The sequence below is a fragment of the Caenimonas sp. SL110 genome, assembly GCF_001044395.1.
In the GTDB taxonomy this organism is placed as follows: Bacteria; Pseudomonadota; Gammaproteobacteria; order Burkholderiales; family Burkholderiaceae_C; genus Ramlibacter.
Window position 1 is genome coordinate 71,602 of sequence record NZ_JANU01000029.1, and the last position, 26,730, is coordinate 98,331.

The following is a 26,730-nucleotide window of genomic DNA, read 5'->3' on the forward strand; positions in this document are numbered from 1 at the left end:
GATGGCCTTTATCGCCATGGATTGCGCTGCGACGAGTCCCCGCGCGCGCGCTGACGACGAAAGTGGCCGCACATTGCATGCGCTGGCGCGCGTGTGCCTGGCCGCTGCAGCCCTGGTCACTGCCTGCGGCGGTTCAGGCAGCGACCCGCCCACTGCCAGGTCTTCCCCCCTGGCGCAACAAAAGGACAGGGGTCCCCTGGCGATGCCGGCAACGACGAGTGCGATCGACGCAGGGGCAAAGGGCATGTTCGGCCCCGTGCGTGGCTGGCCGCTGATTCCGGTTCACGCGGTGCTGTTGTCTGACGGCCGCGTCATGAGCTACGGCACGCAGGCCGACGGCACACAAACCGGCTTCTTCATCTACGACGTCTGGGACCCGGCCGACGACAGTCACCTCACGCTCGACAACGGCACAGGCACCGACCTGTTTTGCAGCAGCCAGCTGATGCTCCCCGGCGGCGGCAGCGTCGTCATCAGTGGCGGCGACAACTGGGCCGGCACGACGACCACGGCCGCCGGCAACAGCGACAGCAATGTCTTCGGTGTCGCCAGCCGCGCCCTGGTTTCCGCAAGCAAGATGAACCGCGCGCGCTGGTACAGCACGACCACGATGCTGTTGAACGGCGAGCTCTACGTGCAGGGCGGCACCGGCGGGACCGACCGGCCCGAAGTACGTGGCGAGAACGGAACCTATCGGTTGCTGGGTGGTGCCGACACCAGCGGACTGGCTCCCTACTACCCGCGTAATTTCATCGCGCCCGATGGCCGGCTTTTTGGTTTCGATGGCGCGGGGCGCATGTACTGGGTCGACGCCTCCGGCGCGGGCAGCGTCACGATGGCGGGCCAGTTCCCAGCGGCGACCTCGGGCAATGACGCAACGGCGGCGATGTACCAGCCCGGCAAGATCCTGCAGGCCGGCGGCAATTCCAGTGGTGCCATCGTCATCGACATCACGGGTGCGAAGCCGGCGGTGACCACCACCGCGTCGATGCTGCGCCAGCGGCGGCTGGCCACAGCCACCGTGATGGCGGACGGCCGTGTGCTGGTGACCGGCGGCAGCCGCAACTGGAACGAGATGACCGACGTGAGTTACGAGGCAGAGACGTGGAACCCTGCCAGTGGAAAGTGGACGGCGGGCGCCGTGATGCAGCGCGCGCGGCTGTATCACAGCGTGGCGCTGTTGCTGCCGGATGCCTCGGTGCTGGTTGCTGGCGGCGGCGCACCCGGCCCGCAGAACAACACCAATGGCGAGATCTTCTATCCGCCTTACCTGTTCACCGCAACTGGCGAGCAGGCCGCAAGGCCCGCCATCGCCACTGCGCCCCCGGTGGTCGATCCGGGTCGTACCGTGCAGGTGGGTGTGAGCAGCAACAGGCCAATCAGCCGCGTGACCTTCGTTGCGACCGGCTCGGTGACGCACGGGTTCAACATGGGCCAACGCTTTGTCGAGTTGCCCTTCCAGGCGCAAGGTTCGCAGCTGTCGGTGCAGATCCCGGCGCGCGCATCCGATGTGCCGCCCGGCACCTGGATGATGTTCGTCTTTGACGATGCCGGTGTGCCTTCGGTGGCGAAGTTCATTCGCGTCAACGTGGCGTCGGCGCCCGATAGCGCTGTCGCGCCGGTGATCGCCCAGATCGCGGACCTGGCTGATGCGGCCGGCACCGCGATCGACCGCGTGCTCGCAGGCGCCGACCCGAACGCAGATTCGCTCTCGTGGTCGGCCAGCGGCTTGCCGCCGGGCCTGGTGATCGACCGGGCGACGGGTCGCATCACGGGCACGGTCAACATGCCCGGCACTTACCACGTGAGCGTGGCCGCAACCGACGGCGTCAACAGCACCAGCGCATCGTTTATCTGGACGGTGGGCGGCGCCGCCCCCAGGCTGGTGCTCGGTGAGCCCCCGGCGCCTGCACCCGCAGTGGTGGGTGGCATTGCCGCATTCACGGCATCAGCCACGGGTAGCGACGTGCACTACCGCTGGGAGTTCGGCGACGGCACTGCGCCCAGCGCATGGTCCGCCAGTGCAGATGGCAGCCATGTGTATGCGGCTCCCGGCGTCTATTTCGTGACCGTGACCGCGCGCGACGGTGGCGGCAACGAGCAGCGCAAGACGGTCATGCATCGCGCCCACCTGCCGCTGCAGCAACAGGCCCCGGTGCAATCGACGTCCCTGCTGCTGGAGCCGCGCGGCGCTTTTGCTGCACGGCTCTGGGTGGTCAATCCCGACAACGACAGTGTGACGGTTTTCGACACGGGCAGCCACGCCCGGCTGGTCGAGATTGCGGTTGGCGCCTCGCCGCGCACCCTGGCGCTGGCGCCGGACGGCAAGGTGTGGGTGGTGAACAAGGGCGCAGCCACCTTGAGCGTGATCGACCCCGCAACCCTGGCCGTCTCACGCACGGTGCAATTGCCGCGCGCGTCGCAGCCGCATGCGATCGCGATGGCGCGCGGCATCGGCAGTGCGCTCGTCACGCTGGAAGCAACCGGCCAGCTCCTGAAGATCAACACCAGCACCTACGCCATCGCAGCCGCATTGGCCCTGGGCAGCAATCCGCGCCATCTATCGGTGGCCGCCGATGGGCGCACGGCCTGGGTGTCGCGCTTCGTCACGCCGCCCTTGCCCGGGGAAAGCACGGTCTCGGTCAACCCCGGTGCCGCAGGCGGCGAGGTGGTGGTGGTCAACGGCGCCACCATGGCCAAAAAGCGCACCGTGGTGCTCGCGCACAGCAACGCCCCCGACAGCGAGACACAGGGCAGGGGCATACCCAACTACCTGGGCGCAGCGGCGATCTCGCCTGACGGCACACAGGCGTTCGTGCCCAGCAAGCAGGACAACGTCAGGCGCGGCGTGCTGCGTGACGGCCTTGCGTTGAATTTCCAGCACACGGTGCGCGCTGTCAGCTCGCGCATCGTACTGGCCAGCCAGACCGAGGACCTCGGCGCCCGGATCGATCACGACAACGCCGGGTTTGCCAGTGCCGCTGCGTTTGACCGCCTGGGCGTTTTCCTGTTTGTTGCGCTGGAGACCAGCCGCGAGGTGGCAGTGCTCGATGCGCACCGGCGCAATCAATTCATGCGTATCGACGTGGGCCGCGCGCCGCAAGCTGTGGCAGTCGCACCCGACGGCCTGACGCTGTATGTCCACAACTTCATGGACCGCACGGTGGATGTGTTCGACTTGCGTCCGCTGGTGCAGCAGTCCATGTCGCAGGCCAGCCTGGTAGTCACACTGAACGCAGTCACCACCGAAAAGCTCGCCCCCAACGTGCTGCGCGGCAAGCAGCTTTTCCATGACGCGCGCGACGTGCGGCTCGCGCGCGACCGCTACATGAGCTGCGCGAGCTGCCACAACGAAGGCGCTGGTGACGGCCGTGTGTGGGACCTGCGCGCGCAGGGCGAAGGCTTGCGCAATACCGTCAGCCTGCTCGGGCGCGCCGGGGGCCACGGCAACCTGCACTGGAGCAACAACTTCAACGAGGTCCAGGACTTCGAGGACCAGATCCGCAACCTGGCGGGCGGCACCGGCTTGATGAGCGATGAGGCATATGGCGTCGGCACTCGCAACCAGCCGCTGGGTGACAACAAGGCCGGCGTCTCGCAAGACCTCGATGCGCTGGCCGCGTACGTGAAATCGCTGGACACCTTCGCGCCGGCCCCAGCGCGCCCGAGCGCCTTGGCGCTTGGCAGCACGGCGTCCAAAGGTCGCACGGCTTTCATCAGCATGGGCTGCGCCACCTGTCATGGTGGTGCCAGTTTCACGCGCAGCGCCATGAACAACCCGGCCGACATCGGCACCTTGAAACCCGGCAGCGGCATGCGCCTGGGCGGCCCTCTCACTGGCATCGATGTTCCGACCTTGCGCGATGTGTGGGCCACCGCGCCATACCTTCACGACGGCTCGGCACCTACGCTGGAAAAGGCGATCAGCGCACACAAGGGACTGGCGGCGACCAGCACACAGCTCAAGCAACTGGCCCAGTACCTGCGCGAGATCGGCAGCGAGGAGCCTGCTGCGCCTGCACCGGCTGGATCACCCCTTGTCCAGCTTCCTACCAGCCCAGCGCAGCCCCGTCACTACGCGGATCGCTTGCGCCTTCGGTGATGCCATCCGCACCGAGCACGATGGCGCCCGCGTGGCCCATGGTCTCGTCGTAGTCGTCCAGCAGGTCCACCGCATGCCCCATCGCCCGCAGCGCGTCCTGCGTCGCCTTCGGAAAGCGCGCTTCGAGCTTGAGCGAATCGCTCTCCTGGCCCCAGGTGCGCCCCAGCAGCCAGCGCGGCGCGGCAATCGCGGCCTGCGGGTTCATGCCGAAATTCACGATGCGCGAGAACACCGCGCTTTGCGACTGCGGCTGGCCGTCGCCGCCCATGTTTCCGTACACCAGCGTGCGGCCATCGCCCAGCCGCGCGAGAGCGGGGTTGAGCGTGTGAAACGGCTTGCGTCCGGGCATCAGCGGATTGAGGGACATGGGGTCCAGCGAGAAACTGCAGCCGCGGTTTTGCCAGTTCACGCCGGTTGCGGGCAACACCACGCCGCTGCCGAACTCGTGATAGATGCTCTGGATGAAACTGACGGCCACGCCCTGTGCGTCCACCACGCCCATCCACACGGTGTCGGCCGGACCCTGTCCGCCGCCCCAGGCGCTGGCGCGGGTCGGATCGATGCGGGCAGCCATCGCGTCGAGATTGGCAGGGGTCAGCAGGCTCTGGGCATCGACCGTCATGTGCACCGGATCGGTGATGTGCGCATCGCGAATCGCGAAGGCTTGCTTGGTTGCTTCGACGCAGGCGTGGACAAACGCCGCGCCGAGTGGGTCGGTGCAGTCACTGCCCAGCACGCGGTCGAGCTGCCCCAGGATCAGGAGCGACACCAGACCCTGGGTCGGCGGCGGTGTGTTGTAGAGCGTGCCGCGCGAGTGGGCCATCGCCAATGCCGTGCGCCAGACAGGCTCGTGCGCCTGCAGGTCAGCGAGCGTGAGGGGACTGCCTGCCGCAGCCAGGTCGCGGGCCATGCTTTGCGCCAGGTCGCCCCGGTAGAAATCGCCCAGGCCGCAGCGCACCAATTGCTCAAGCGTTGCGGCCATGCGCGGATGGCGCCAGCGCGCGCCGACCGCTGGCGCTTCGCCGCCCGGCGCGAAGGTCGCGGCAAAGCCGGTGATGCCGCCAAGTTCAGCCAGGCGCGTGGCCGTGCAGGCTGACTGGCTGCGCGTCACCGAAATGCCGTCCCGCGCGTGGGCAATCGCATCGTCCAGCAGACGCGCCAGTGGCAGCCGCCCAGCGAGCGCATCGCGTGACCACTGCAGCGCTGCGTCCCAGCCCGAGATGGTGCCCGCCACTGTGTTCGCCGCCACCCCACCGCGAAAAGGGATGCGCTCCAGGCCCTGCGCGCGCAGGCTCTCGATGCTTGCCGACTGCGCCGCAGCGCCGCAGCTTTCCAGTGCGAGTGGCGTCTCGCCCGGACGCGCAATCAGCCAGAAGCTGTCGCCACCGATGCCGTTCATGTGCGGGTAGGTCACCGCGATGGTGGCCGCAGCGGCAACCATCGCCTCCACTGCGTTGCCGCCGTCGCGCAAGACGCCGATGGCGCTCTGCGCGGCCAGGGCATTCGGCGCCACGGCCATGCCGCGGGCGCTGCGGGCCGGGTTGGGTGTATGGACGCGGCTCATGCTGCCACCGCCAATGGATGCAGGCAGGCCACGTGGCGCCTGCCGTCCAGCAGCGACTGCACCGGGTCGGTGAGTGCGCAGTCGGCACGCGCTTCATCGCAGCGCGTTCGGAAGCGGCACCCCGAGGGCAGGTTGGCCGGGCTCGGGATCTCGCCTTGCAGGCTGACAGCCAGCGGTGAGTCGAATCGCGGAAACGCTTTCATCAGTGCCCGCGTGTAGGGATGGCGCGGCGCCTGGAGGATCTGCGCCGTGGGACCCATCTCGACGATGCGTCCCAGGTACATCACGGCCACCTCTTCGCACAGGTAGGCGGCCACGCCCAGGTCGTGCGTGACGAACACCATCGCGATACCGCTGGTGCGCTGCAGGTCGCGCAGCAGATTCAGCAACTGCGCCTGCACCGACACATCGAGACCGGCCACGGATTCATCGGCGACGATCACGCGCGGCTCGCAGGCCAACGCGCGCGCGACGGCGACGCGCCGGACCTGCCCACCCGAGAGTTCAGTGGCGAACTTGTGGCGCAAGGCGCGAGGCAGGCCCACCTGCGCCAGCAATTCGTCCACCCGGCCGTCGATCTCGCGCTCGGCGCGCAACGCATGCAGGCGGATGGGTTCGGCCAGCAGCGCTGCGACATCCATGCGCGGATTGAGCGAGCCCCGGGCGTCCTGGTAGATGTAGGCGACGTCGCGCGCAAAGCCGCGGCGCTGCGCGGTGTCCATGCTGCCCAGTTCGGCCGAGCCGACCAGCACGCGGCCGTTGGTCGGCGCCTCCAGACCCAGCATCACGCGCACCAGCGTCGATTTGCCCGAGCCGCTCTCGCCCACCAGCGCCAGCGACTGGCCGGGCAGCAGGTTCAGGCGGATGCCGTCAAGGGCCTTGATCTCGCGGCGGCCTCCTTCAATCGGGAAGGCCTTCTCGACATCGAGAAGAGAAAACAGGGGCAGGGTTGTTTCAGGTGTCATCGCAGGTGCTTCATGCATGCCAGCAGGCAATGGAGATGTCGCCGCGCGTCACGCGAGGCGGTCGTTCGGCGCATTGGGCTGATGCACGTTCGCAGCGCGCGGCAAAGCGGCAGCCGCCCGGCATGGCCGACAGGGCTGGTACCACGCCGGGAATGGGCATCAGCCGCTCGGCTCCGAACTCGATGGCGCTGGCCCGCAGGCCCTGTGTATAGGGATGCTGCGGCTCTTGCAGCACTTGCGCGGCGGGGCCCTCTTCAACGATCTGGCCCGCATACATCACGGCCACGCGGTCGGCCACCTGCGCGGCCAGCGCCAGGTCGTGCAGCACAAAGATCGCCGACGCCCCGAGTGCCCGGACCCGTTCGAGAATGAGCGTCATGATCTGCGCCTGTATGGTCACGTCCAGCGCGCTGGTGGGTTCATCGGCGATCAGCAGTTCGGGCTCGCAGGCCAGTGCGATGGCGATCATCACGCGCTGCTGCATGCCGCCCGACAGTTCGTGCGGGTAGGCCGCCAGGCGCGCCTGCGGATCGGCGATGCCGACGCTGTCGAGCAACGCGATGGATCGTGCACGGCATGCGGCCTTGTCCAGCCCCTTGTGCCGGCGCAGGGGCTCCGACAGGTGCTGCAGCACGGTAAAGCACGGGTTCAGCGCCGCAGCCGCGTCCTGGAACACCAGGCCCATGCGAGGGCCGCGCAGTGCCTGCAACTCACGTTCGCTGGCGCGCACGATGTCGGTGCCGCTGACCATGAGCTCGCCTTCGAGCACGACCTCGGGAGGGCGCAGCAAGCCCATCGCCGCGAATGCAAAAGTCGATTTGCCGGCGCCCGATTCGCCGATCAGCGCCAGTGTGCTGCCGGTGGGCAGTTCGATCGACACGTCGTCGAGCACGGCCACGCCGCGTCGGCGCAGCGTGAGGTGACGCGCGGACAGCAGCGGTGCGGTGGAAGTGTTCATGTCAGTCTCCCCGCGTGCCTGGGTCGAGCGCATCGCGCAGGCCCTCGGCCAGCAGGTTCAGCCCCACCAGCAACACCGCCAGCGCGATGCCGGGCACGCCCGAAATCCACGGGGCCATCGTGATGAAGCCGCGGCCCTCGGAAATCATCAGGCCCCAGTCGGCCGTTGGCGGCACGACACCCAGCCCCAGGAACGACAGGCCCGAGCCCAGCAGGATTGCGATGGACACGCGCATGCCGGCCTGGATCAGGATGGGCGATGCGATGTTGGGCAGCACATGGCGCAGCACCACTTCGCGCGCAGGCACACCCATCAGGCGTGCAGCCTCGACGAACGGCCGCGCCTTGACCTGCAGCACGTCGGCGCGCACGGTCCGCGCGAACGGCCCCACGAATGACAGGCCGAGCGCGAGCATCACGTTGCCCAGGCCCAGGCCGAGCACCGCCATGAAGGCCATCGCCATGATCAGTTCCGGGAACGCCAGCAGGCCGTCAACCACACGCATCAGCGCCCACTCGGTGCGCCCGCCGCGAAGGCCTGCAAGAAGCCCCAGCGGCACGCCGACCGCCAGGCCGAGCGCCACCGAGCCGAAGCCCACCGCCAATGCAGATCGCGCGCCGTAGAAGAGCCGCGACAGGATGTCCTGCCCGAATGAATCGGTCCCTAGCCAGTGTGCAGCCGAGGGCGGCTTCATCGAGGCGAGAAAGTTCTGCTCGGTGGGCGGATAGGGCGCGAGCACTGGCGCGAACACGGCGGCCGCGAGAAACATGAGCACGATGGTGCCGCCGACCATGGCCTTGCGTTGCGCGCGCAGCAGATGCCATGCACGCATCCACGGGCCGGGGCGGGGCGCCGCTTCGGCAGCGCCGATGGGGGCAATGAGTACTTCAGCGGCCATGTTTGCGCAACCTCGGATCAAGCAGCACATAGGTGCGGTCCACGATGAAGTTCACCGCGACGAAGAGAAGGGCGGTGATCATGATTCCGGCCTGCACCACCGGGTATTCGCGCGTCTGCACGGCGTTGGTGATCATCATTCCAAGACCGGGCAGCGTGAACACCACTTCGGTCATGACGGCGCCTCGCAGCATGCCGCCCAGTTGCAGGCCGATCACCGTGACCAGTGGCATGAGCACATTGCGCATGCCGTGCACCCACACCACGCGCCATGCAGGTTCGCCTCGCGCCCGCGCTGCAGCCATGTACGGCTGGGCCAGCACTTCGAGCAGGCTGGAGCGGGTGATGGTGGCAATCAGGCCCACATACCAGGCGCCCAGCGTGACGGAAGGCAAGGCCAGGTGCCACAAGCCGCCGGCCAGGTTGTCCCAGGGGGCGACGTAACCCATGGTCGGAAACCAGCCCAGCGTGACACCAAAGATCCAGATCAGGACCACGCCCAGGAAGTAGCTCGGAAACGCGTTGCCCCCAATCGCGATGGCGCTGGCGGTGAGGTCGATCCAGCTGTTGCGGCGCAGCGCCGCCAGCACACCCAGCGGAATGCCCACCAGCAGTGCGATTGCCAGCGACAGCCCGGCAAGCACGAGTGTCACGGGCAGTGCCTGCTGCACAGCCTGCTCGAAGATGTCCTGCCGGCTGATGTACGACTGTCCCCAGTCGCCCTGCACGAAGCGCACCAGCCAACGGCCGTACTGCACCGCAATGGGCTGGTCGAGCCCGAGCTCGCTGTGCAGCTTGTCGTAAGACTCCTTCGAGAAATCGGAACCCAGCACCACCGCCACTGGATCGCCCGGCGTGAGCTTCAGAAAACCGAAGCTCACGACCGATACGACCAGCAGCACCAGAAGGGTCTGGGCGATGGCGCCCAGCGCCCGGCCGATGACGGCCGGGCCAGGCCCGCGGGCCCAGGTTGCAGCAAGCATTTCCCTGGTGTCCTTCAGGCCAGTGAAACCGTGTGCAGGTTCAACAGGTCCGCCGGGATGTACTCGAAGCCCTGCACCTTCTTGGCCATGATCTTGAACACCTTCATGTGCGCAAGCACTGCCAGTGGCGCATCGGCCATCAGCGTGTTTTCGGCTTCGAGGTAGAGCTTGCGGCGCGTGGCCAGGTCGGTGGTCTCGCCGGCTGCGGCTGCGGCCTTGTCGAACACCGGGTTGCTGTAGCCGACAAAGTTCCACGGCTTGCCGGTGGACCACTCGGGCGTGATGGTTTCGTCAGGGTCCAGGTCGGCAATCCATGCTTCGTCGTACATGTCGAAGTCGCTGGCGTTGCGCCGCTGCGTCCAGACCGCGCGGTCCACCAGTTCGATCTTGGGCTTGATGCCGATCTGGGCCAGCATCGGCGCGAGCAATTGCGCATTGCGGGTGCCCATGCCGCCCGAGCCGGTGAAACCTTCGGTGACGATGTAGACCGGGTTGATCTCGCCTTGCACCTTGGCCTTGGCCCGCAGCGCGCGCGCCTTGGCCATGTCGAAGTACTGGCCGCGACCCGACTTGGCAATGTTGGGGTCGTAGAAGTTGGTCATCGGCGGCGAGATGCAGGTGTACGCAGGGATCGCCTCGCCAAAGTAGCTTTGCTGCACGATCACATCGCGGTCGATGGCAAACGACACCGCCTGGCGCAGCATGGGGTCGTTGAACGGCGCGCGCTTGTTGTTCATGCCGACGAAGGAATAGTTGCCCTCCACCTGGCCGTAAACCGACAGGTTGGCGTTCTTGCGCAGGTCGGGAATGAACTGGAAAGGGCACGCCGACATGCCATCGACCTGGCCCGACATCATGGCTGCCACGCCCGCGCTGGGCTCCTTGATGAGGCGGATCACGACCTTGTCCAGGTACGGCAGGCCGGCCTGGAAGTAATCGGGGTTGCGCACCAGCTCGATGGAATCGTTTTCCCTCCAGCTTGCGAACTTGAAGGGACCGGTGCCTACCGGGTTGCGCCCGAAGCCCTTGCCAGATTGCTCGACGGCGCGCTTGCTGACGATGGTGCCCGCGCGTCCGGTGCTGCCGGTGAGCGCCACCGGCAAAAATGCGAAGGGCTTCTTGAAGCGCAGGCGCACCGTCAACGGGTCCACGATGTCCACACCGGCGAGCTGCTCGAACTTCCATGCGTGGGGCGACTTCACCTCGGGGTCGGCCACGCGTTCGACGCTCCATTTCACGGCAGCGGCGTCGCAGGCATCGCCGTTGTGGAACTTGACGCCGGGGCGCAGCTTGAAGACGTGCGTCTTCTCATCGACCATGTCCCATTTGGCGGCGAGGTCGGGCGTGAAGCTGACTTTCTTGCCGTCATAGGAAACCTTGAGCAGGCCGTTGAAGATGTTGTTGATGACCTTGATCGAACCGCCCGAAGCGGTGAAGTGCGGATCGAGCGTGTCGATGGCGTCGAGCCACGCGAGCGTGAGCGTTCCGCCCTTCTTGGGCGCTGCGTGGGCCGAGTTCATCCCGACGGCCGAAGCGGCGACCAGCCCGAGGCCTGCGCCGGTGGTCTTCAGGAAGTCGCGGCGGCCAAAGCCGGCGGCAAGACGTGCCGCGAGCGCGGCCTTGTGGTCGATGTCAGACATGGTTACTCCAGCAGGTTGAAAAAAATGGAAAGGCTTGGTGGGTGATCAGGAGTCGCGCTCTTGCAGGTACTTCATGACGTCGGGCACGGTCACCATCACGTGCTCGCGCACGGCGGCTTCGCAGCGCTGCGCATCGGCGCTGCGCAGTGCATCTATCAGTTCCTGGTGGTGCACGCGCGCCGTCGTGGGGCGGTCGGCCAGCACCCACAGGCGCATGTGAGGCTCCACCAGCGAGTGCAGCGAGGCGATCTGTTTGATCAGGCGCGCACGCCCACTCAAGCCGCACAGGGTTTCGTGGAATGCGCGGTGCGCGGCAGTCCAGTCCGGCTGCACGCCGTCGCGGTCGTCGAGCGGGTCGATCAGGGCTTCGAGCCGCTTGAGTGCGGCCGGCGTGATGTTGGGAAGCGCTAGCCGCACCGCCAGGCCTTCGAGCACCGCGCGCATCTCGAAGATTTCCTGCATGTCGTCCATGTTCAGGCCGCTGACGGTGACGCCGCGGTTCGGGCGTATCGTCACCAGCCCCTCGGTCGCGAGCCGGCGGAAGGCTTCGCGCACCGGCATCCGGCTGGTACCGATCTCGGTGGCAATGACCTCTGGCACCAGCCGCTCGCCGCCCACGTAGCGGCCCAGCCGGATCGCAGCGTGGATGTGCCGGTAGGCCTCGTCTTCGGCGGTGATCGCCTGGTCGATCGGATACAGGCCGGGGCTGAGGTGCGCGTTCATGGTGCGGTGGACTGGATCAGTGGATACACAGATGCATTCCATGCAACGAGCGTGCCATTAGCCCGAACGTGTTAGTTGTTCCATGCGCTGTCGGCGCCGTGGGTTTGGAGCACAATCCGCGCTATGACGAAGTCCTCCTCCCATTTGCGTGCGTCCAGGATCCTCACCAAGGCGATCGAGAAGACCGACAAGGTCCAGGAAGAACTGAGCGTCGCTGCAGACAACCTCGAGCAAGCCAACGCGGTGCTGACCCACCCCGAAGCCATCACGCAGGTCGCCAATGTGGTGGCCGATGCGGTTGCCCTGAACGTGGCAACAGAGGCCAAGGTGCAGGACGCGGTAGAAGAACTCGAGACGGTCAAGGAACTGATCAAAAACGCGCAGGTGGAACAGTCCTCGGACAAGACGGCCGGCCGTATGGGTGAGGGCTCGGCCAGTCTCCTGAAGTACATCGAAGCGCGCGCGCAACCGGCGCTCGACGACGACAAGCCCACAGGCAGCTGAGCGCGCGAAGGCCCTGTGCGAATCACTCGCAGGCAAACCCTGATGGGGGCGGCGGGGTTCGCCGCTGCGGCGACATGGCCTGCCCTGGGCCATGCGCAGTCCTTTCCTGCCAGACCCATTCGAATCGTCGTGCCCTTCGGTGCAGGCGGCATCGCTGACCTGACCGCGCGGGCGGTCGCAGCCCGACTGGCTGACGAGTTCAAGCAGGCGGTTGTCATCGAGAACAAGCCCGGCGCGGGCGGTGTGGTGGCCGGAGACCTCGTGGCCAAAGCCGCACCCGACGGCCACGTCCTGCTGCTCATGAGCAACGCGACGGCCGTGAGCGCGGGGCTCTTCAATTCGTTGCCGTTCGATGCGCTGAAAGACTTTGCGCCGGTGGGCACCATTGGGACCTTCGACCTCGCGGTCCTGACCCAGGCGGGTTCGCGCTGGAAGACCATGAAAGACCTGCTGGCCTGGTCGCGCGCCAACCCGGGCAAGCTCAACGTTGGAACGATCAATGTGGGGAGCACGCAGCACCTGTCTGCCGAGCTGCTCAAGACCCGTGCCGAGGTTGATTTCCAGGTCGTGCCGTTCAATGGCTCGCCTGCGGTGTTGACGGCACTGCGCGGGGGGCAGATCGATGCGGCGGTCGAGATTCTCGGGCCGATGCTGCCGCAGATTTCGGCGGGCGTGGTGCATCCACTGGCCGTCATGGGGTCGCGGCGTGCGTCGGCCCTCGCGCACGTCCCGACGCTGGCTGAAAGCGGCGTCACCGGGTTCGACGTCACCTCATGGAACGCACTGGCCGCGCCGGCCGGCACGCCGCAGGCAGTCATCGCCACCTTGAACCGCGCGCTGAACCAGGCGCTGGCTGATGCGCAACTGCGCAGGCAGCTCGCCGACCTGAATGTCACACCGCGAGGCGGCACGCCGCAAGCGCTGCGCGCCTTGCTGGCCTCGGAGATGGCGCGCTGGTCCGAGGTGATCGATCGCGCGAAAGTGCCAAAGCAGTAGCCTGGCAGCTGGGGCGGGGAAGTGCGGCAATCAGGTGCGGCAATCAACTGCAGCGAGGAAGTGCGGTAAAAAGGCGGTCGGGCGCCATGCCCGTCGAGAGGCACAAGCGATATGTATTCGTTCGATTACCAGAGGCCGCGCACGCCGGCCGATGCGGTGAAAGCGGCGCAGGGCGATGCGCGCTACCTGGCCGGTGGGCAAAGCCTGGTGCAGGCCATGCGGCTGCGGCTTTCGTCATCGGAAACCCTGGTCGACCTGGGAGGCGTCGCCGGCATGTCCGGCATCACGGTCGATGCTGCATCGGTCACGATTGGCGCGATGACCACGCATGCGGCAGTCGCTGCGTCTGCACAGGTCCAGCGCGCGATCCCGGCGCTGGCGAAGCTGGCCGGCGACATTGGCGATCCGTCGGTGCGCAACATGGGTACGCTGGGCGGTGCGGTCGCCAATGCCGACCCGGCGGCGGATTACCCGGCCGCCCTGGTGGCGCTCGGCGCGACGGTTCACACCGACCAGCGCGAGATCGCCGCCGAAGACTTTTTCACCGGCCTCTATGAGACTGCGCTGCGCCCGGGCGAATTGCTCACGGCGGTGCGTTTTCCGGTCCCGAAACGGGCCGCCTACGAGAAGTTCAAGCAACCGGCTTCGCGCTTTGCGATGGTCGGCGTGTTTGTGAGCGAAGGCGCGCAGGGCGTGAAGGTTGCCGTGACAGGCGCAGGCGCGAGCGTGTTTCGCGTCAAGCCCATGGAAGATGCGCTGGCAAAAAGCTTCACAGCCGATGCCATCAAGGGCGTTGTCGTTGCGGCCGACGGCCTGAACAGCGACATGCATGCAACGGCCGCCTACCGCGCGGCCATGATTACCGTGATGGCGCAGCGCGCTGTCGCGAAAGCGAGCTGACCTATGGAACTCCAAGGCGAACGCCTCATTCCCGCCAACATCGACCGCACCTGGGAAGCGCTCAACGATCCGGAAACGCTCAAGGCGTGCATACCCGGTTGCGAGTCGGTCACACGCACCGGTGACAACAGTTTTGAATCGGTGGTTGCCGTCAAGATCGGCCCGGTCAGCGCGCGCTTCAAGGGCAAGCTGCAGATGACCAATGTCGAGCCGCCGCGCGCCTACACGATCAACTTCGACGGGCAGGGCGGCGCGGCCGGGTTCGGCAAGGGATCGGCCGACGTGTCGCTCGCACCCGAAGGCGATGGCACGCGATTGAAATTCGCGGCCAAGGCGCAGGTCGGCGGCAAGATGGCGCAGATCGGCTCGCGGCTGGTGGATGCAACGGCGCAAAAACTCACCGAGCAGTTCTTCACCGCATTCGAAGAACACCTGCGGCCTGCGGCTGTCGAAGGCGGGGCCGACGACCAGACCGCTGCCATCGTGCCACCGGCGCCAGCCCCCGCCGGCATCAAGACCAGCTGGCTGATCGCAGGCGCCGTGATCATCGTGGCCCTCATCTATTTCATGGCGCGCTGAAGCTGCGCCAGCCAAGAACTCCACGAACGCCAAGAATTCCAGGAACACATTTCATGACCGTGATGAAGATTTCAGTCAACGGCCGCTCCATCGAAACCGATGTGGCGCCCACGACATTGCTGATCGACCTGCTGCGGGGCGACCTCGCGCTCACCGGCACGCACATGGGTTGCGATACGGCGCAGTGCGGCGCCTGCACCGTGCTCATCGACGGCAGTGCCGTCAAGAGCTGCAGCGTGCTCGCGCTGCAGGTGCAGGACAAGTCGGTGACGACCGTCGAGGGCCTGGCAAACCAGCAGGGGACCGATGCACTGCACCCGTTGCAAGAGGCATTCATCGCCTGCCACGGCCTGCAGTGCGGGTTCTGCACACCCGGCATGATGATGGCCGCTGCCGGACTGCTCGCCGCCAATCCGTCGCCGACCGAAGACGAGATCGTGCGCGCGCTCGACGGCAATATCTGCCGTTGCACCGGCTACACCAACATCGTCGCCGCGGTGAAGCAGGCTGCTGGCGCAATGGCGGGAGCCAAGGCATGAGCGCCCCCATCGAAGCAACCCGGTTTGGCAGCGGCAAGACGGTTCGCCGCATCGAAGATCCGGCACTGGTCACCGGCAAGGGCCGCTACACCGACGACATCACGCTACCCAACCAGGCGCACATGGCCTTCGTGCGTTCGCCCTATGCGCATGCGCGCATCAACTCGGTCGATACCAGCGCAGCTGCGTCCATGCCCGGCGTGGTCGCGGCATTCAGTGGTGCGGACCTGGTGCAGGCGGGGGTCAAGGGCCTGTCGCAGCCGCTGCCGTTCCCCAGGCCCGACGGCAAGCCGGGCGCGACAGCCATGCGCCGGGTGCTGGCGCACGAGATGGTGCGGTATGTCGGCGAAGCCGTTGCCGCCGTGGTGGCCGACACGCGCGAAGCAGCGATCAACGCTGCCGAAGCCGTGATGGTCGACTACGAAGAGCTGCAAAGCGTCGTCGATGCCATGACTGCGATGAAGCCCGGCGCGCCCGTGCTGTGCGAGCAGGCGCCCGACAACATCGCATCGCACATGCGCCACGGCAATGCGGGCGCGGTCGATGCCGCCTTCGCCAAAGCGGCCGTGCGTGTGTCGGTGGACATCGAGAACCAGCGCCTTGCGCCCAGCCCGATCGAGCCGCGCGTGGCGATTGCAGAACCCGAAGCAGGCAGCGACCGCATCGTGATCCGCGTCTCCAGCCAGATGCCCACGGCGGTGCGCGATGGCGTCGCCAATGCGCTGGGCATGAAGCCCGACCAGGTTCGTGTGCTGGTGAGCGATGTTGGTGGCGGCTTCGGCATGAAGACCGGCGCCTACCCTGAAGATGTTGCAGTCGCCTATGCTGCGCGCCTCTTGCAGCGCCCCGTGAAGTGGTGCTCGCAACGCATCGAGGAATTCCAGGCCTCCACCCACGGACGCGATGCCAGCTCGCACGCCGAACTGGCGCTCGATGCGAACGGCAAGGTGCTCGCGCTGCGCGTGCGTGCGGTCGCCAACGTCGGCGCGTATGCATCGACCACCGGCGTGGTCATCGCGCTGCTGATCGGCCCCTGGGTCACGACCAGCATCTACGACATACAGACCATCGACCTGCACCTGACGGCCGTCATGACCAACACGATGCCCGTCGGCGCGTATCGCGGCGCTGGACGCCCCGAGGCGATCTACATCACCGAGCGGCTGATGGACGCGGCCGCGCGCGAGATGAAGATGGACCCGGCCGAGCTGCGCCGCCGCAACATGATCCGGCCCGACCAGATGCCCTACACCAACCCGATGGCGCAGGTGTACGACGTGGGCGAGTTTGAAAAGATCATGGACCAGGCGCTGGTGCTGGCCGACTGGAACGGCTTTGAATCGCGCCGTGCTGCGTCGACCGCCAACGGCAAGCTGCGCGGCCGTGGCATTGCGACCTTCCTGGAGTGGACCGGCGGCAACGCGCTGGTTGAAGAAGTGAAGGTCAACGTCCTGCCCGAAGGCATCATCGAACTCACGTCCGCGACGCAGGCCATGGGCCAGGGCATCGCCACCAGCTACGCGCAACTGGCCGTCGATGTGTTCGGCGTGCCGATAGAGAGCATTCGCGTGCTGCAGGGCGACACCGATCGCGCCAATGGTTTTGGCAGCGCGGGCTCGCGCTCACTCTTTACCGGCGGCTCGGCAGTGCAGGTGGCGTCCGAAAACACAGTCGATGCGGCCAGGGCACTGGCTGCGCAGGCACTCGAAGCATCCGCCGCCGACATTGAGTACACAGCGGGCCGCTTCAGCGTCAAGGGCACCGACGTGGGCATCGGCCTGTTCGAGCTTGCCGGCAAGCAGGGCGAGGGCAGCATCAAGGCGCAAGGCACTGCGACGGCCGCTGCGCCGAGCTGGCCCAACGGCTGCCACATCTGCGAAGTCGAAGTCGATCCGCAGACCGGCGTCGTTGAACTGGTCGCCTACGCGTCGGTCAATGACATCGGGCGCGTGGTGAGCCCGGGCATCGTGCGCGGCCAGATCGATGGCGGCGCGATGCAGGGCATCGGCCAGGCGCTGTGCGAAAAGGTGGTGTACGACAGCGAGTCGGGCCAGCTGCTCACGGCCAGCTTCATGGACTACGCCATGCCCCGCGCCGATGTGTTTCGCGATTTCAAGACGCAGTTCGACACCTCGGTGCCCTGCAAGACGAACACGCTGGGCGTCAAGGGGGTGGGGGAGCTGGGCACGATTGGCGCGACGCCTGCCGTGGTCAATGCAGTGATCGACGCCCTGGCGGCGACCGGCCTGGGGCGCGATGCCGAGCGGGTGCAGATGCCACTCACGGCCGAGCACGTCTGGCGCGCCCTTGCGGGCCAGTTCGAACCGGCGCCGGTCGGCCCGGCCTGAACCCCAAAAAAAACTGGCCCGTCATGCGGGCCAGTTGTGTGGAGAACTGGAGGCAGAAAACTGCCTGGTTGCTCAGGTAGGGGTCTTGCCTTGCTCAGGAGCCTTCTTGACCTTGCGCTTGGCTTTCTTGGTCTCGGCAGCCTTTTGCGACTTGGTTTCGGGGGCCACGGTGGAGCCGGCAGCTGCGGCAGCGGCGCCGCCAGGAGCTGGCGTTGCCTTGGGGGCCGTGTCAGGCTTGGCTTCCTTGCGGGCTTCGACCTTGGCTTCAGCCTTGGCTTGCGGCTTGGTGGTTGGCGTAGCGCCAGGGGTGTCCTTGGGGACGCCAGCGCCAGGGGCCTGGGCAAACGCACCGGCAGAGAACAAGCCTGCGATCAGGACGGCGAGAAGTTTGGTCATGAAGTTTCCTTTGGTGAGGTGATTTGCCTTGTCCTGCCAAAAGGCCGGTGGCCGCTTCATAACGACTGTGCAGGAGCCTGGGTTGACGCCGGCTACGCAATATTTCGGCGAACCCACGCTCCTGGCCATTTGCAGGCGACCGCAGCCGCCTGGCTGGTCGGCTTCAGGCTTCCAGGTACTCCAGGCCGGTCGACATCACGCCGGTCATGCGAATGTCCACGGCTTCGTGTTCCATGGCGATCAGCGTCATGCCGGCCTTGGTGATAGCGCCGCTGTCGAGCAAGCCGACCAGGTAGTTGAAGTCGGCATTGGACGGAGGGCCGCCGGCGAGGTTGGTGTACATCTCGGTCACGTAAGCCGCATTGGAGGAGCCACCTGCGAACGATTGCCACTGCGCGTTGTCCAGGATGCCGCCGGCAAGGGCCTCTGCAGACAGGCCCTGGTCGAGGTAGCCGATGAACAGGCCCGCGAGGCTCTCGTCTTCCAGGAACTCCTGGCCCAGCAGCGTGATCAGCAACTTGGCGGCCACACCGGCATTGCCGTCCATGTCGATGGCCAGCATCTTGTCGCTGAAGTCCAGGCGCTCGACGCTGCCGAAGTAGGTGGTCGTGCCGCCCGAGGTCGGCGTCGCTGAAAAGCCGGTGGCAGTGTGGCCGACGTTGTAGCTGGCGCGCGCGCCGGAGAACGTGACGGTATCCATGCCCAGGCCGGTGTCGATCAGCGTGGCGCCGCCAGGACCGGCGACTGCAGTGGTGACCAGCGAGCCGGTCCAGGTCAGCTCACCGCCCCAGTTCATGTCGGACTGGCCGTCGATGGTCGCGCCGTTTTCCGCGTTGTGCGGGCCGGTGTAACCGTCGCGGGTATAGATCGCCGATGTGACGGGCAGGTCGGTGCCGTTGAGCGTCGCCTTGTGGATGATCAGATTGCGGTCCAGCCGGTAATCGTCGTCTTGCGGATCGTTCGTGTAGTCAACCTGCACGCTGTTGATCGGGCCGGCGGGCAGCGCAACATAGACCTGCTGCGTTTCGTTGCCGAAATAGTCTGCCGTGGCGACGATCGACGAACGGACGATGACGCCGTTGATCAGTACGTTGAACATGGGAAGCTGGTTCTCCCCGATCGTGCCTGCGACGGTGAGCACCAGGCTGCCGTTGCTGGTGCCAGAAGCGGTTGCTGCGATGGTGTCGTTGCCGGCTGTGCCGTAGATAACTGTGTCTGCCATGATTGCCTTTCGGGTATTCGAGTCGAGAAATTTCGTGATCTCACTTTAGGATTTCAGGTGGGACGGGTCCATAGCGCATCCGGACTATTCGCCCCTGCCCGGTACGCGGACAGACCGGCGTAGCGCAGGTCCGCACCGTTCAGGCTCACGGCCATGCGATCACCGGCATCGAATGCGCCGAGCCAGAGCGCGAGGTGCGATGCGAGCGCGTTCAGGGTTTCAGCACTGAACACACTGTCGTTCGATCGCACTTCGAGCTGGCCGTTCGCATCGCATGCCAGCAGCAGATCGAAGCCACTCGCATCGTCGACGGGCGCCAGTGCCAGGCCGATTCGCAATGGGGGCACCTGGCGCTCGCCCAGCCGAAGGCGCAGATCGCGCGGGCACGGCCCTGCAACGCGGCATGCGGCGATCTCGCTGCTCACTGCGTTCACCAGAGCGGCCTGCGATGCGCCGCGCGCTATGTCTGCGCTGAGTGGCACCATCACCGACAGCCAGCTTTCCAGGCCGCCGGCCTGCGCAACCAGTTCTGCATCGCTGTAGGCGAGCGACACACGCGGCTGGCCGGTGAGTTCCGCAAGCCAGGCCATGAACGCTGCTGCGGTCACGCTGGCCTCGGGCGCAGTGCCCAGGGCGGCTCGCAGCTCTGAAGGCGCGGCTTGCACTTCGCATGGCAACTCGCGTGGATACGGCAGCTCCACCGGGGCGAGCTCGCTCCATGCGCGCCGCCACCTGATCTCGCCCCTGGCGATGGATGTGATGCGATCGGCAAACCGCTGCCGCACAGCCGGTGGCAGCGTGGGCAACACCTGGCCTGCCGCGATGCCGCGCACCCCGGCGTTGCCATCGGCGTCGGTGCAGCCGCCCAGGCTCAGGTCGCCCAGAGCTGTGGCGACATGCAGCGTGTCGCCGTCGACTCGCAGCACGGTTCCGGGCTCTGCGTAAGAAGGCCGCAGCAGGGGGCTGGCGGTTCGTATCAGCACAATGCCGGTTCCGGTCCAGACCTTGGGCAATGCCAGTGGATTGGGGCAGTGGCCGTAGTCGAGCCCGCGCACCAGTGCGGCCAGTTCAGTGGCCGCCTGATGCCAGTCGAGTGTGCCCAGCGCGCCCGGCCGCAGGTCGCGTGAGAAGTACCTCCGCTCGTTCGATTGCGCGGCAAGCGCCAGCGGGCCGCGAGCAATGTCCTGGGCCATGTCCTCGAACGCGGCCAGCCCTGCTTCATGGCAACGCGTCATGAGGCCCAGCGCGGTTTCGTTGACGGCGATGTCAAAGGTCACCTGCCGCACGATGCGGCCGGCATGGACCCTGGCCGTCATCTCGTGCCAGGTGATGCCATGGGTGTACTCGCGGGCCATCAGCGCCCAGCTCGTCACATGCAGGCCGGCGTAGCGCGGCAGCGGGCCATCGTGAAAGTTGATTGCCATCACGCGCGCCCTGGCGATGAGATCGGGCCTGAGCACCTGCAGGTTGGACACGCTGAAGAGATAGTCGAACGCAGTGCCCGCCAGCGCCAGCGGCGCATCTGCGTCGGCGTTGACCACGCTGACCCCGTTTTCCCGCGCCCACCGGAGCACCGGGTCGCTGCGGGTTGCGATGCGTTCAATGCGGTGACCCGCAGCAAGCCATGCCTGCGCGCAACGCAGCAGCAGGCTGCCGTCGCCTGTGAAGACAGCGCTGCTGCTCATCGCTGTTCCTCCAGGCATGTACTGCGTTGCCTTCATGGTTGTTCAGTCGAGCAACGCGCGGCGGATCGGTTCAACCCAGGTGCCGCTGGCGGGGGAATAGACGCCGAACGAGGATGCGAATTCCCAGTAGGCCCAGCTGATGGCGCGTCGCTCGGCCTCGTCGCGCACCATGCGGGTGTAGGTCTCGCGCGATTTCATGTCGGCTTTTTCGTAGGCGCCGAACTCGCCCAGGTGCAGCGGGTATCCGCTGGCCTTGCTCCAGCGTTGCGCCGAGTCCAGCGCATCGACCAGCGACTTGCGCTGGCCCGCATCGCAACAGGTGGTGCCCACGGGGAACGGCTTGGCCAGGTGATCGACGCCCTGGTGCGTGAAAGCAAAGGGGTCGTAGTTGTGGATGGTGACGATGAGGTGGCGGTCCTGCGGCAGTTTCAGCCGGGGCAACTCGCTGACGTTGTTCCATTCGCCCGGGCCGATCAGCACCACGCGAGTCGGGTTGCTCGGCCGCACGGCTGCGAGCGTACGGGCGGCAAGATCGTTCCAGGTGTCCCCGCCGAGCCGTCCATGCGGTTCGTTGAGCAGTTCGAACACGAGCCGCGGCGATCGATCCTTGTAACGCACCGCCAGCTGCCGCCACATGCTGACCAGGCGGGCATCGAGCACGGCCGCATCGACGGCGGACTCGTTGGGATGCAGCGGGTCGCCATGGATCTGGCTGTAATGGTGCATGTTGAGGATGACGTAGAGGCCACGGGCAAGCAGTGCGTCGATGACCTTGTCCACGCGGGCGGCGAATGCCTCGTCGAGCTTTGCATCTGCAGTGGCAGCGGCGTGGTTGCTCCAGCGAACCGGAAGCCGCACGGCATCAAACCGGCCTGCAATTTTTTCCACATAGTCCGGCTCGAAGCGCACGCCCCAGTCGCCTTCGCGCGGGGCGTCGAGCATGTTGCCCAGGTTGATGCCGCGGCCCAGCGCCCGGGCCGTCGCGCAGGTCTGCGCAGAAACGGCGGCGCACGATGGCGCAGCCTTGCCCGCACCAGGCGGCGTCTGTGCAATGGAAGGGGTGATAACGAATGCGAGCAGGGTATGCAACAGCGTCAACAGCAAGCGCATGTTTTTCATTGCGCCCATTCTGCGGTTTGGACCGCGCTGCTGGGGCGCTGCCACGCGTGTCACGGTGCCGTCCTACACCTGTTGTAGCGGGCGTGTGAACCGCCGGTGAAGCTCATCAAAGGGAGCGCGCGAGCGTCCTACAGGGGGTGCCCGAAGTCTCCGACACGGCCGTGCTTCATGGCGTTCTTACATTGTCGGACACCGCCGCAAGGCAATGTCAAATTCCACCTGGGAACTTTCATGTCAGTCCTGATGAGCGCACCCGAAAACGACCCGGCGCATTTTCTGAAGATCGCCAGCCAGGGCGCGGGCATCAGCACGCATCAGGACTTGTGGCGCTGGTTGCAAGGTGATGTGCAGCAGTGGTTGCAGCATGACGTGATGCTGGTGGGCTGGGGTGACTTTCGCACATCGGCGCTTCACTTCGACATCATCTCCAGCCAGCCGGGCATGCGCTCGCATGACTGGACCCTGCACGCGCTCGCGCCATTGATTAGCTACTTTCGCGACTGCTGGATCGCCGCGCAGCAGCAGCCCTGTGAACTCGATGTCGGCGCGTGCGCCAACCTGGTGGCCGACGCCAGGCGCAATGCATTTGCGCTCGACAAGATCCCATGCATGAGCCGTGCCCTCGTGCATGGCATCGCGGGATCGCGCCATGGAAGCGAGCGCATCTTCGCCGCCGTTTCGCGCGAGCCGTTCACGCGCCGTGGCGCCGGCACCGCGCTGAAACTGCTGCTGCCTTTCATGGACTCGGCCATGCGCCGCATGCCATCAGCGCCGTCTCGCATCGGCCAGGGCGACACGGCGCAGGCCGATGCGGCGCGGCTTGCTGCCTTGAGCGGACGCGAGCGTCAGATCATGGGGTGGGTCGCGATGGGCAAGACCAATCCGGAGATTGGCTCCATCCTGTCCATCAGCGAATTCACGGTGAAAAATCACCTGAAGAACATCTTCTGCAAGCTGGACGTCTCCAATCGCGCACAAGCGGTTTCCACGCTCTCGCTTCTTGTCGCGCACGCCTGACAACCAGCGGCCTGTGCTTACAGCCTGTGCAAGCCGTGTCCCACAAAAACCCGGCTGATCGGTACTTACATTGATCTTTTATTTCTCACCTCCCGTTGCGTTTGCTAATCAACCTCGTGCGGCACATCCATGACTGAACCCCGTTCCGCGCTCCAGATACCGCATGTGCCCGCGCACACATCTGTCGCCAGTGCAGCCGCACTGGCCCAGAGCCGCCTGCTCGCGGCAGTCGAGGCGATCCTCGAGCCTGTGTGCATCGTGCTGTCACTGTGGGTGCTGGTGCTGATGTTCGAAGGCACCATCGGCTCGTCATGGCTGGTTGCCTCGGTGGTTGCCTTCGCGCTGGCCTTTCCGGGACGCCGGCTATTGCGGTCTGCGCCCCGGAAGGTACTGGGCAGCATCCTGATGGCCTGGGCATGGACCGCCGGCTTGCTGCTGGCAATGGGTTTTGCGACCGACCAGATTCATCTGTTCTCGACCGAAGTGATCGTGCACTGGCTGTGGCTCGCGCCTGCATCGCAACTGGTGACGCACTGGGCCTTGCGGTCGGTGGCACCGCACCTGGTGCGACTGCAAGGGCCGGCGCAGCGTGCCGTCGTCGTGGGTCTCAACGAACAGGGTTCCATGCTGGCCGACAGGCTCTCCGACACGCCTTACACCGGGGTGAAGCTGCTGGGCTTTTTCGATGACCGTGAACCCGAGCGGCAGGTGGGCCACGAGCGTCACCGCATGCTGGGCCGGATTCCCGAACTCGCTGCCTACGTCAAGGCCAACCGGGTTCAGCTGATTTATCTGTCGCTGCCCATGGCATCGCAAAAGCGCATCAAGGAATTGCTCGATGCGCTGAAGGACACGACAGCGTCGGTTTATTTCGTGCCCGACATGTTCGTCACCGACCTGATACAGGGTCGGCCCGACATGGTCTGCGGCATGCCGGTCATCTCGGTTTGCGAGACACCGTTTCGCGGTCCTGCTGGCGTGCTCAAGTGGATGAGCGACATCGTTTTGGCGTCCATCATCCTGGTGCTGATTTCGCCGATCCTCCTGGGGATTGCCATCGCGGTGAAACTCACTTCCAGGGGCCCGGCGATTTTCAGGCAACGCCGCTACGGGCTGGATGGCGAGCAAATCATTGTCTATAAATTCCGCTCGATGACCGTGGCCGAAGACGGCGACAAGGTGCAGCAGGCCACCAAGGGCGATGCACGCATCACACGCCTGGGTGCCTTCCTGCGCCGCACCTCGCTCGACGAGCTGCCCCAGTTCATCAATGTTCTTCAGGGCCGCATGAGCATCGTCGGACCACGGCCCCATGCCGTGTCCCACAACGAGATGTATCGCGGACTCATCAAGAGCTACATGGTTCGCCACAAGGTTCGCCCCGGCATCACCGGATGGGCACAGGTCAATGGCTTTCGCGGTGAAACCGATTCGCTCGACAAGATGGAAGGGCGCATCCGCATGGACCTGGACTACTTGCGCAGCTGGTCGCTTCGGCTGGACATGCGCATCATTCTTCGCACCATCCGGCTGGTGTTCAAGGACTCGTCCGCATATTGAAACGCTTGTCAAAGCGCGAGGCCAACTTGAACATTTCCAAGATTCCACTCATCGCCGTCGCCGCCCTCTCATTACCCGCAGCAGTGCTGGGACAGGAGGTGCCGCAGCCGTTGCAATGGCGCGCATTTGGCGGCGTCGAGCACGACTCCAATGTCTTGCGAACGGCCAGCGGCCAGGCGTCTGACACGGTCACGTCGGCGGGGCTGGGGCTGAAGTTCGACAAGCGCGTGGGGCTGCAGCGGTTTCACGGCGACGTCGAGGCGACCGCCTATCGCTACGGCGATCTGTCCAACCTCAACTACGACACCATCAATTACGCAGCAGCCTGGGACTGGCGGCTCGGCTCTGCGCTTCACGGCGTGGCGAGCGCCGACCGGCGGCAGTTTCGCGAGGTGACCACCGATTCGCTCACCGGAGGCAACCGCATCGGGCGGCGAACCGAACGCAGCGAGGTGCTCGATGCGGTGTACGACATCGATGGCGCATGGCGCGCGCTGGCCGGTGTCGCGCACACGCGCGCCAGCAGCACCGATCCCAACAGCTACGACGCGAGCCCTTCCGTCCGCACGGTTCACATCGGCGGTGGATACGAGTTCGCCTCGGGCACCACCATGCAGCTGCGCTACAAGAACGGCGACGGGCACTACACGGCTTTGACGACGCCCGGGCCCACCGACTTTCGCGACCAGGAGCTTGAATTCCTGTTGCACTGGCCCAGTGCGACCGGCAAGACGGCTGTGCAGGCGCGGCTGGCCCACATCGACAGGACCAATGCGGGCGCGCCGCTGCGTGACTTCAGCGGGCTTGTCGGCGGGGTGACCGTGGCGTGGGACGTCACCGGCAAGACACGGCTCGTGGCCGCCGCGTCGCGCGACATCAGCGGCGTCGGCCAGTCGCCAGGCGGTCATCTGGTGAGCAACCGCATCCAGATCACACCGGTGTGGAAAGCCACCGCCAAGACCGCATTCAATCTGCGGCTGGAGCACACGCGACGCGAGTGGCGCGACACCCCGGCGGGCTCACCCGATCAGGGCCGCTCGGAAACCATCCAGGTGTTCGGCGCTGGTGTTGACTGGGAACCGGTTCGCAACCTCACGGTCACTGGCGGTGTGCGGCGCGAGCGGCTGAACTCCAGCATCGTCACAGCGGGCTATCGGGCCACCGTTTATTCGGTAGGGCTCAAGGCCAGTTTCTGAAAATTATCAAACGGTAGAAATCTCATGCGCAACACCCTCTTGAAGACGGCCCTTTCCATTGCCCTTGCAGCCAGCGCCTCGCTTGCCATCGGTCAGAGCGGCGGTGCGCCGGACTACCGGCTGGCCGCCGGCGACTCGATCAAGGTGCAGGTTTACCAGAACCCTGACCTGACCCTGGAGGCGCGCGTGTCCGAAAGCGGCACCGTCAACTACCCCCTGGTGGGCGGCGTGAACCTGGGCGGCCTGTCGATCGCCGAGGCAGAAAGCCGCATCGCCGCGGCCCTCAAGGCGAGGCAGATTCTCAAAGACCCCCAGGTCAACATCGTGCTGCAGCAGGTGCGCGGCAACCAGGTCTCCGTGCTCGGACAGGTGCAGCGGCCCGGCCGCTTTCCGTTGGAGACCATGAACGTGCGGGTCAGCGACATGCTCGCGGCTGCAGGCGGTGTCTCTGCGACGGGTGACGACCGTGTGGTGGTCACCGGCGTGCGCGACGGCAAGCCGTTTCGCCGCGAAGTGGATGTCAATGCCATCTTCAGCGGCACGCGCCCGCAGGACGACATCGTGCTGACCGGCGGTGACACGCTCTATGTGAGCAAGGCGCCGACTTATTACATCTATGGCGAGGCGCAGCGTCCCGGGCCCTACCGCGTCGAGCGCGGCATGACGGTGATGCAGGCGATCGCGGCCGGCGGCGGCGTTACGCCACGGGGCAGCGAGAACCGGCTGCGACTGCATAGGGCCGGTCCTGATGGCGCAGTGACACAGATCGTGCCCCGGCTGACCGATGTGGTGCAGCCGGGCGACGTGCTCTACGTGCGCGAAAGCATTTTTTAAAAG

22 protein-coding genes are annotated in these 26,730 nt (G+C 66.0%); 11 read left to right on the forward strand and 11 right to left on the reverse strand.

Annotation, left to right across the window (positions count from 1 at the left end; genetic code table 11):
- The first annotated feature begins 1 nt into the window (after position 1).
- Positions 2–4,102, forward strand: a complete 4,101-nt coding sequence (locus AQ12_RS22190) for a galactose oxidase-like domain-containing protein (protein ID WP_082151594.1) — start codon at positions 2–4, stop codon at positions 4,100–4,102.
- Here AQ12_RS22190 and AQ12_RS14040 read toward each other — a convergent pair.
- From AQ12_RS14040 to AQ12_RS14070, 7 genes are read right to left on the reverse strand one after another with little or no spacing between them, the layout of a single operon-like run.
- Positions 4,050–5,666, reverse strand: coding sequence for a gamma-glutamyltransferase family protein (locus tag AQ12_RS14040; RefSeq protein WP_048440550.1), 1,617 nt, complete (start codon positions 5,664–5,666; stop codon positions 4,050–4,052). The two genes, AQ12_RS22190 and AQ12_RS14040, sit on opposite strands and share 53 nt — an antisense overlap.
- Positions 5,663–6,631, reverse strand: coding sequence for an ABC transporter ATP-binding protein (locus AQ12_RS14045; protein WP_202967507.1), 969 nt, complete (start codon positions 6,629–6,631; stop codon positions 5,663–5,665). The genes AQ12_RS14040 and AQ12_RS14045 overlap by 4 nt, the downstream gene beginning before the upstream one ends.
- 10 nt (positions 6,632–6,641) lie before the next feature.
- Positions 6,642–7,589, reverse strand: coding sequence for an ABC transporter ATP-binding protein (locus AQ12_RS14050; protein ID WP_048440552.1), 948 nt, complete (start codon positions 7,587–7,589; stop codon positions 6,642–6,644).
- Between the two features lies 1 nt (position 7,590).
- A complete protein-coding gene (locus AQ12_RS14055; RefSeq protein ID WP_048440553.1) occupies positions 7,591–8,487 on the reverse strand; it encodes an ABC transporter permease in 897 nt (298 codons plus the stop codon).
- Positions 8,477–9,469: an ABC transporter permease gene (locus AQ12_RS14060; protein WP_053076739.1), complete on the reverse strand. Its 993-nt coding sequence runs from the start codon at positions 9,467–9,469 to the stop codon at positions 8,477–8,479. Before AQ12_RS14060 ends, AQ12_RS14055 begins: the two co-directional genes overlap by 11 nt.
- 14 nt (positions 9,470–9,483) lie before the next feature.
- Positions 9,484–11,109, reverse strand: a complete 1,626-nt coding sequence (locus tag AQ12_RS14065; protein ID WP_048440554.1) for an ABC transporter substrate-binding protein — start codon at positions 11,107–11,109, stop codon at positions 9,484–9,486.
- Between the two features lie 45 nt (positions 11,110–11,154).
- Positions 11,155–11,832, reverse strand: a complete 678-nt coding sequence (locus tag AQ12_RS14070; RefSeq protein WP_048440555.1) for a GntR family transcriptional regulator — start codon at positions 11,830–11,832, stop codon at positions 11,155–11,157.
- A 123-nt stretch (positions 11,833–11,955) separates the two neighbouring features.
- Here AQ12_RS14070 and AQ12_RS14075 point away from each other — a divergent pair, with 123 nt between their 5' ends.
- The 6 genes from AQ12_RS14075 (at position 11,956) to AQ12_RS14100 (ending at position 17,698) form a co-directional block, all read left to right on the forward strand.
- Positions 11,956–12,336 carry a hypothetical protein gene (locus tag AQ12_RS14075; RefSeq protein ID WP_048440556.1) on the forward strand — a complete coding sequence of 127 codons (381 nt, stop codon included), beginning with the start codon at positions 11,956–11,958 and terminating at the stop codon, positions 12,334–12,336.
- 42 nt (positions 12,337–12,378) lie between these two features.
- A complete protein-coding gene (locus AQ12_RS14080; RefSeq protein ID WP_082151595.1) occupies positions 12,379–13,332 on the forward strand; it encodes a tripartite tricarboxylate transporter substrate binding protein in 954 nt (317 codons plus the stop codon).
- A 111-nt stretch (positions 13,333–13,443) separates the two neighbouring features.
- The gene (locus AQ12_RS14085; protein ID WP_048440557.1) at positions 13,444–14,232 is read left to right on the forward strand and encodes a xanthine dehydrogenase family protein subunit M; all 789 of its coding nucleotides are present in this window, start codon (positions 13,444–13,446) and stop codon (positions 14,230–14,232) included.
- Positions 14,233–14,235: 3 nt separating this feature from the next.
- The gene (locus tag AQ12_RS14090) at positions 14,236–14,811 is read left to right on the forward strand and encodes a CoxG family protein (RefSeq protein WP_048440558.1); all 576 of its coding nucleotides are present in this window, start codon (positions 14,236–14,238) and stop codon (positions 14,809–14,811) included.
- A gap of 53 nt (positions 14,812–14,864) precedes the next feature.
- Positions 14,865–15,350, forward strand: coding sequence for a (2Fe-2S)-binding protein (locus AQ12_RS14095; protein ID WP_048440559.1), 486 nt, complete (start codon positions 14,865–14,867; stop codon positions 15,348–15,350).
- Positions 15,347–17,698, forward strand: a complete 2,352-nt coding sequence (locus tag AQ12_RS14100) for a xanthine dehydrogenase family protein molybdopterin-binding subunit (RefSeq protein WP_048440560.1) — start codon at positions 15,347–15,349, stop codon at positions 17,696–17,698. The genes AQ12_RS14095 and AQ12_RS14100 overlap by 4 nt, the downstream gene beginning before the upstream one ends.
- A 72-nt stretch (positions 17,699–17,770) precedes the next feature.
- On the opposite strand, the gene AQ12_RS23170 is transcribed toward AQ12_RS14100, so the two are convergent.
- From AQ12_RS23170 to AQ12_RS14120, 4 genes are all read right to left on the reverse strand, one after another.
- Positions 17,771–18,094: a hypothetical protein gene (locus AQ12_RS23170; protein ID WP_048440604.1), complete on the reverse strand. Its 324-nt coding sequence runs from the start codon at positions 18,092–18,094 to the stop codon at positions 17,771–17,773.
- A 163-nt stretch (positions 18,095–18,257) separates the two neighbouring features.
- Complete coding sequence (locus tag AQ12_RS14110) at positions 18,258–19,316, reverse strand: carbohydrate-binding domain-containing protein (RefSeq protein ID WP_048440561.1); 1,059 nt, start codon at positions 19,314–19,316, stop codon at positions 18,258–18,260.
- 53 nt (positions 19,317–19,369) lie between these two features.
- Positions 19,370–21,001: a formyltransferase family protein gene (locus AQ12_RS14115; RefSeq protein ID WP_048440562.1), complete on the reverse strand. Its 1,632-nt coding sequence runs from the start codon at positions 20,999–21,001 to the stop codon at positions 19,370–19,372.
- Positions 21,002–21,043: 42 nt separating this feature from the next.
- Entirely contained in the window at positions 21,044–22,120 is a 1,077-nt protein-coding gene (locus AQ12_RS14120; RefSeq protein ID WP_161799032.1) for a glycoside hydrolase family 5 protein, read from the reverse strand.
- Positions 22,121–22,363: 243 nt separating this feature from the next.
- Here AQ12_RS14120 and epsA point away from each other — a divergent pair, with 243 nt between their 5' ends.
- The 4 genes from epsA (at position 22,364) to epsE (ending at position 26,727) form a co-directional block, all read left to right on the forward strand.
- Complete coding sequence (epsA, locus tag AQ12_RS23470) at positions 22,364–23,137, forward strand: XrtB/PEP-CTERM-associated transcriptional regulator EpsA (RefSeq protein ID WP_053076740.1); 774 nt, start codon at positions 22,364–22,366, stop codon at positions 23,135–23,137.
- A 129-nt stretch (positions 23,138–23,266) separates the two neighbouring features.
- Positions 23,267–24,697, forward strand: coding sequence for an undecaprenyl-phosphate glucose phosphotransferase (locus AQ12_RS14130; protein ID WP_082151600.1), 1,431 nt, complete (start codon positions 23,267–23,269; stop codon positions 24,695–24,697).
- A 26-nt stretch (positions 24,698–24,723) separates the two neighbouring features.
- On the forward strand, positions 24,724–25,893 hold the full coding sequence (locus AQ12_RS14135; RefSeq protein WP_152682800.1) for an outer membrane beta-barrel protein: 1,170 nt from the start codon (positions 24,724–24,726) through the stop codon (positions 25,891–25,893).
- A 24-nt stretch (positions 25,894–25,917) separates the two neighbouring features.
- Positions 25,918–26,727: a polysaccharide export protein EpsE gene (epsE, locus tag AQ12_RS14140; protein ID WP_048440565.1), complete on the forward strand. Its 810-nt coding sequence runs from the start codon at positions 25,918–25,920 to the stop codon at positions 26,725–26,727.
- Positions 26,728–26,730: the final 3 nt, after the last annotated feature.

Bases quoted from the DNA above. Each gene is read 5' to 3' on its own strand.
- AQ12_RS23170 (WP_048440604.1), bottom strand. From the start codon at position 18,094: ATGACCAAACTTCTCGCCGTCCTGATCGCAGGCTTGTTCTCTGCCGGT.
- AQ12_RS14040 (WP_048440550.1), bottom strand. From the start codon at position 5,666: ATGAGCCGCGTCCATACACCCAACCCGGCCCGCAGCGCCCGCGGCATG.
- AQ12_RS14100 (WP_048440560.1), top strand. From the start codon at position 15,347: ATGAGCGCCCCCATCGAAGCAACCCGGTTTGGCAGCGGCAAGACGGTT.
- AQ12_RS14055 (WP_048440553.1), bottom strand. From the start codon at position 8,487: ATGGCCGCTGAAGTACTCATTGCCCCCATCGGCGCTGCCGAAGCGGCG.
- AQ12_RS14120 (WP_161799032.1), bottom strand. From the start codon at position 22,120: ATGAAAAACATGCGCTTGCTGTTGACGCTGTTGCATACCCTGCTCGCA.
- AQ12_RS14060 (WP_053076739.1), bottom strand. From the start codon at position 9,469: ATGCTTGCTGCAACCTGGGCCCGCGGGCCTGGCCCGGCCGTCATCGGC.
- epsE (WP_048440565.1), top strand. From the start codon at position 25,918: ATGCGCAACACCCTCTTGAAGACGGCCCTTTCCATTGCCCTTGCAGCC.
- AQ12_RS14075 (WP_048440556.1), top strand. From the start codon at position 11,956: ATGACGAAGTCCTCCTCCCATTTGCGTGCGTCCAGGATCCTCACCAAG.
- AQ12_RS14085 (WP_048440557.1), top strand. From the start codon at position 13,444: ATGTATTCGTTCGATTACCAGAGGCCGCGCACGCCGGCCGATGCGGTG.
- AQ12_RS14045 (WP_202967507.1), bottom strand. From the start codon at position 6,631: ATGACACCTGAAACAACCCTGCCCCTGTTTTCTCTTCTCGATGTCGAG.
- AQ12_RS14065 (WP_048440554.1), bottom strand. From the start codon at position 11,109: ATGTCTGACATCGACCACAAGGCCGCGCTCGCGGCACGTCTTGCCGCC.
- AQ12_RS14130 (WP_082151600.1), top strand. From the start codon at position 23,267: ATGACTGAACCCCGTTCCGCGCTCCAGATACCGCATGTGCCCGCGCAC.
- AQ12_RS14090 (WP_048440558.1), top strand. From the start codon at position 14,236: ATGGAACTCCAAGGCGAACGCCTCATTCCCGCCAACATCGACCGCACC.
- AQ12_RS22190 (WP_082151594.1), top strand. From the start codon at position 2: ATGGCCTTTATCGCCATGGATTGCGCTGCGACGAGTCCCCGCGCGCGC.
- AQ12_RS14070 (WP_048440555.1), bottom strand. From the start codon at position 11,832: ATGAACGCGCACCTCAGCCCCGGCCTGTATCCGATCGACCAGGCGATC.
- AQ12_RS14095 (WP_048440559.1), top strand. From the start codon at position 14,865: ATGACCGTGATGAAGATTTCAGTCAACGGCCGCTCCATCGAAACCGAT.
- AQ12_RS14110 (WP_048440561.1), bottom strand. From the start codon at position 19,316: ATGGCAGACACAGTTATCTACGGCACAGCCGGCAACGACACCATCGCA.
- AQ12_RS14050 (WP_048440552.1), bottom strand. From the start codon at position 7,589: ATGAACACTTCCACCGCACCGCTGCTGTCCGCGCGTCACCTCACGCTG.
- epsA (WP_053076740.1), top strand. From the start codon at position 22,364: ATGAGCGCACCCGAAAACGACCCGGCGCATTTTCTGAAGATCGCCAGC.
- AQ12_RS14115 (WP_048440562.1), bottom strand. From the start codon at position 21,001: ATGAGCAGCAGCGCTGTCTTCACAGGCGACGGCAGCCTGCTGCTGCGT.
- AQ12_RS14080 (WP_082151595.1), top strand. From the start codon at position 12,379: ATGGGGGCGGCGGGGTTCGCCGCTGCGGCGACATGGCCTGCCCTGGGC.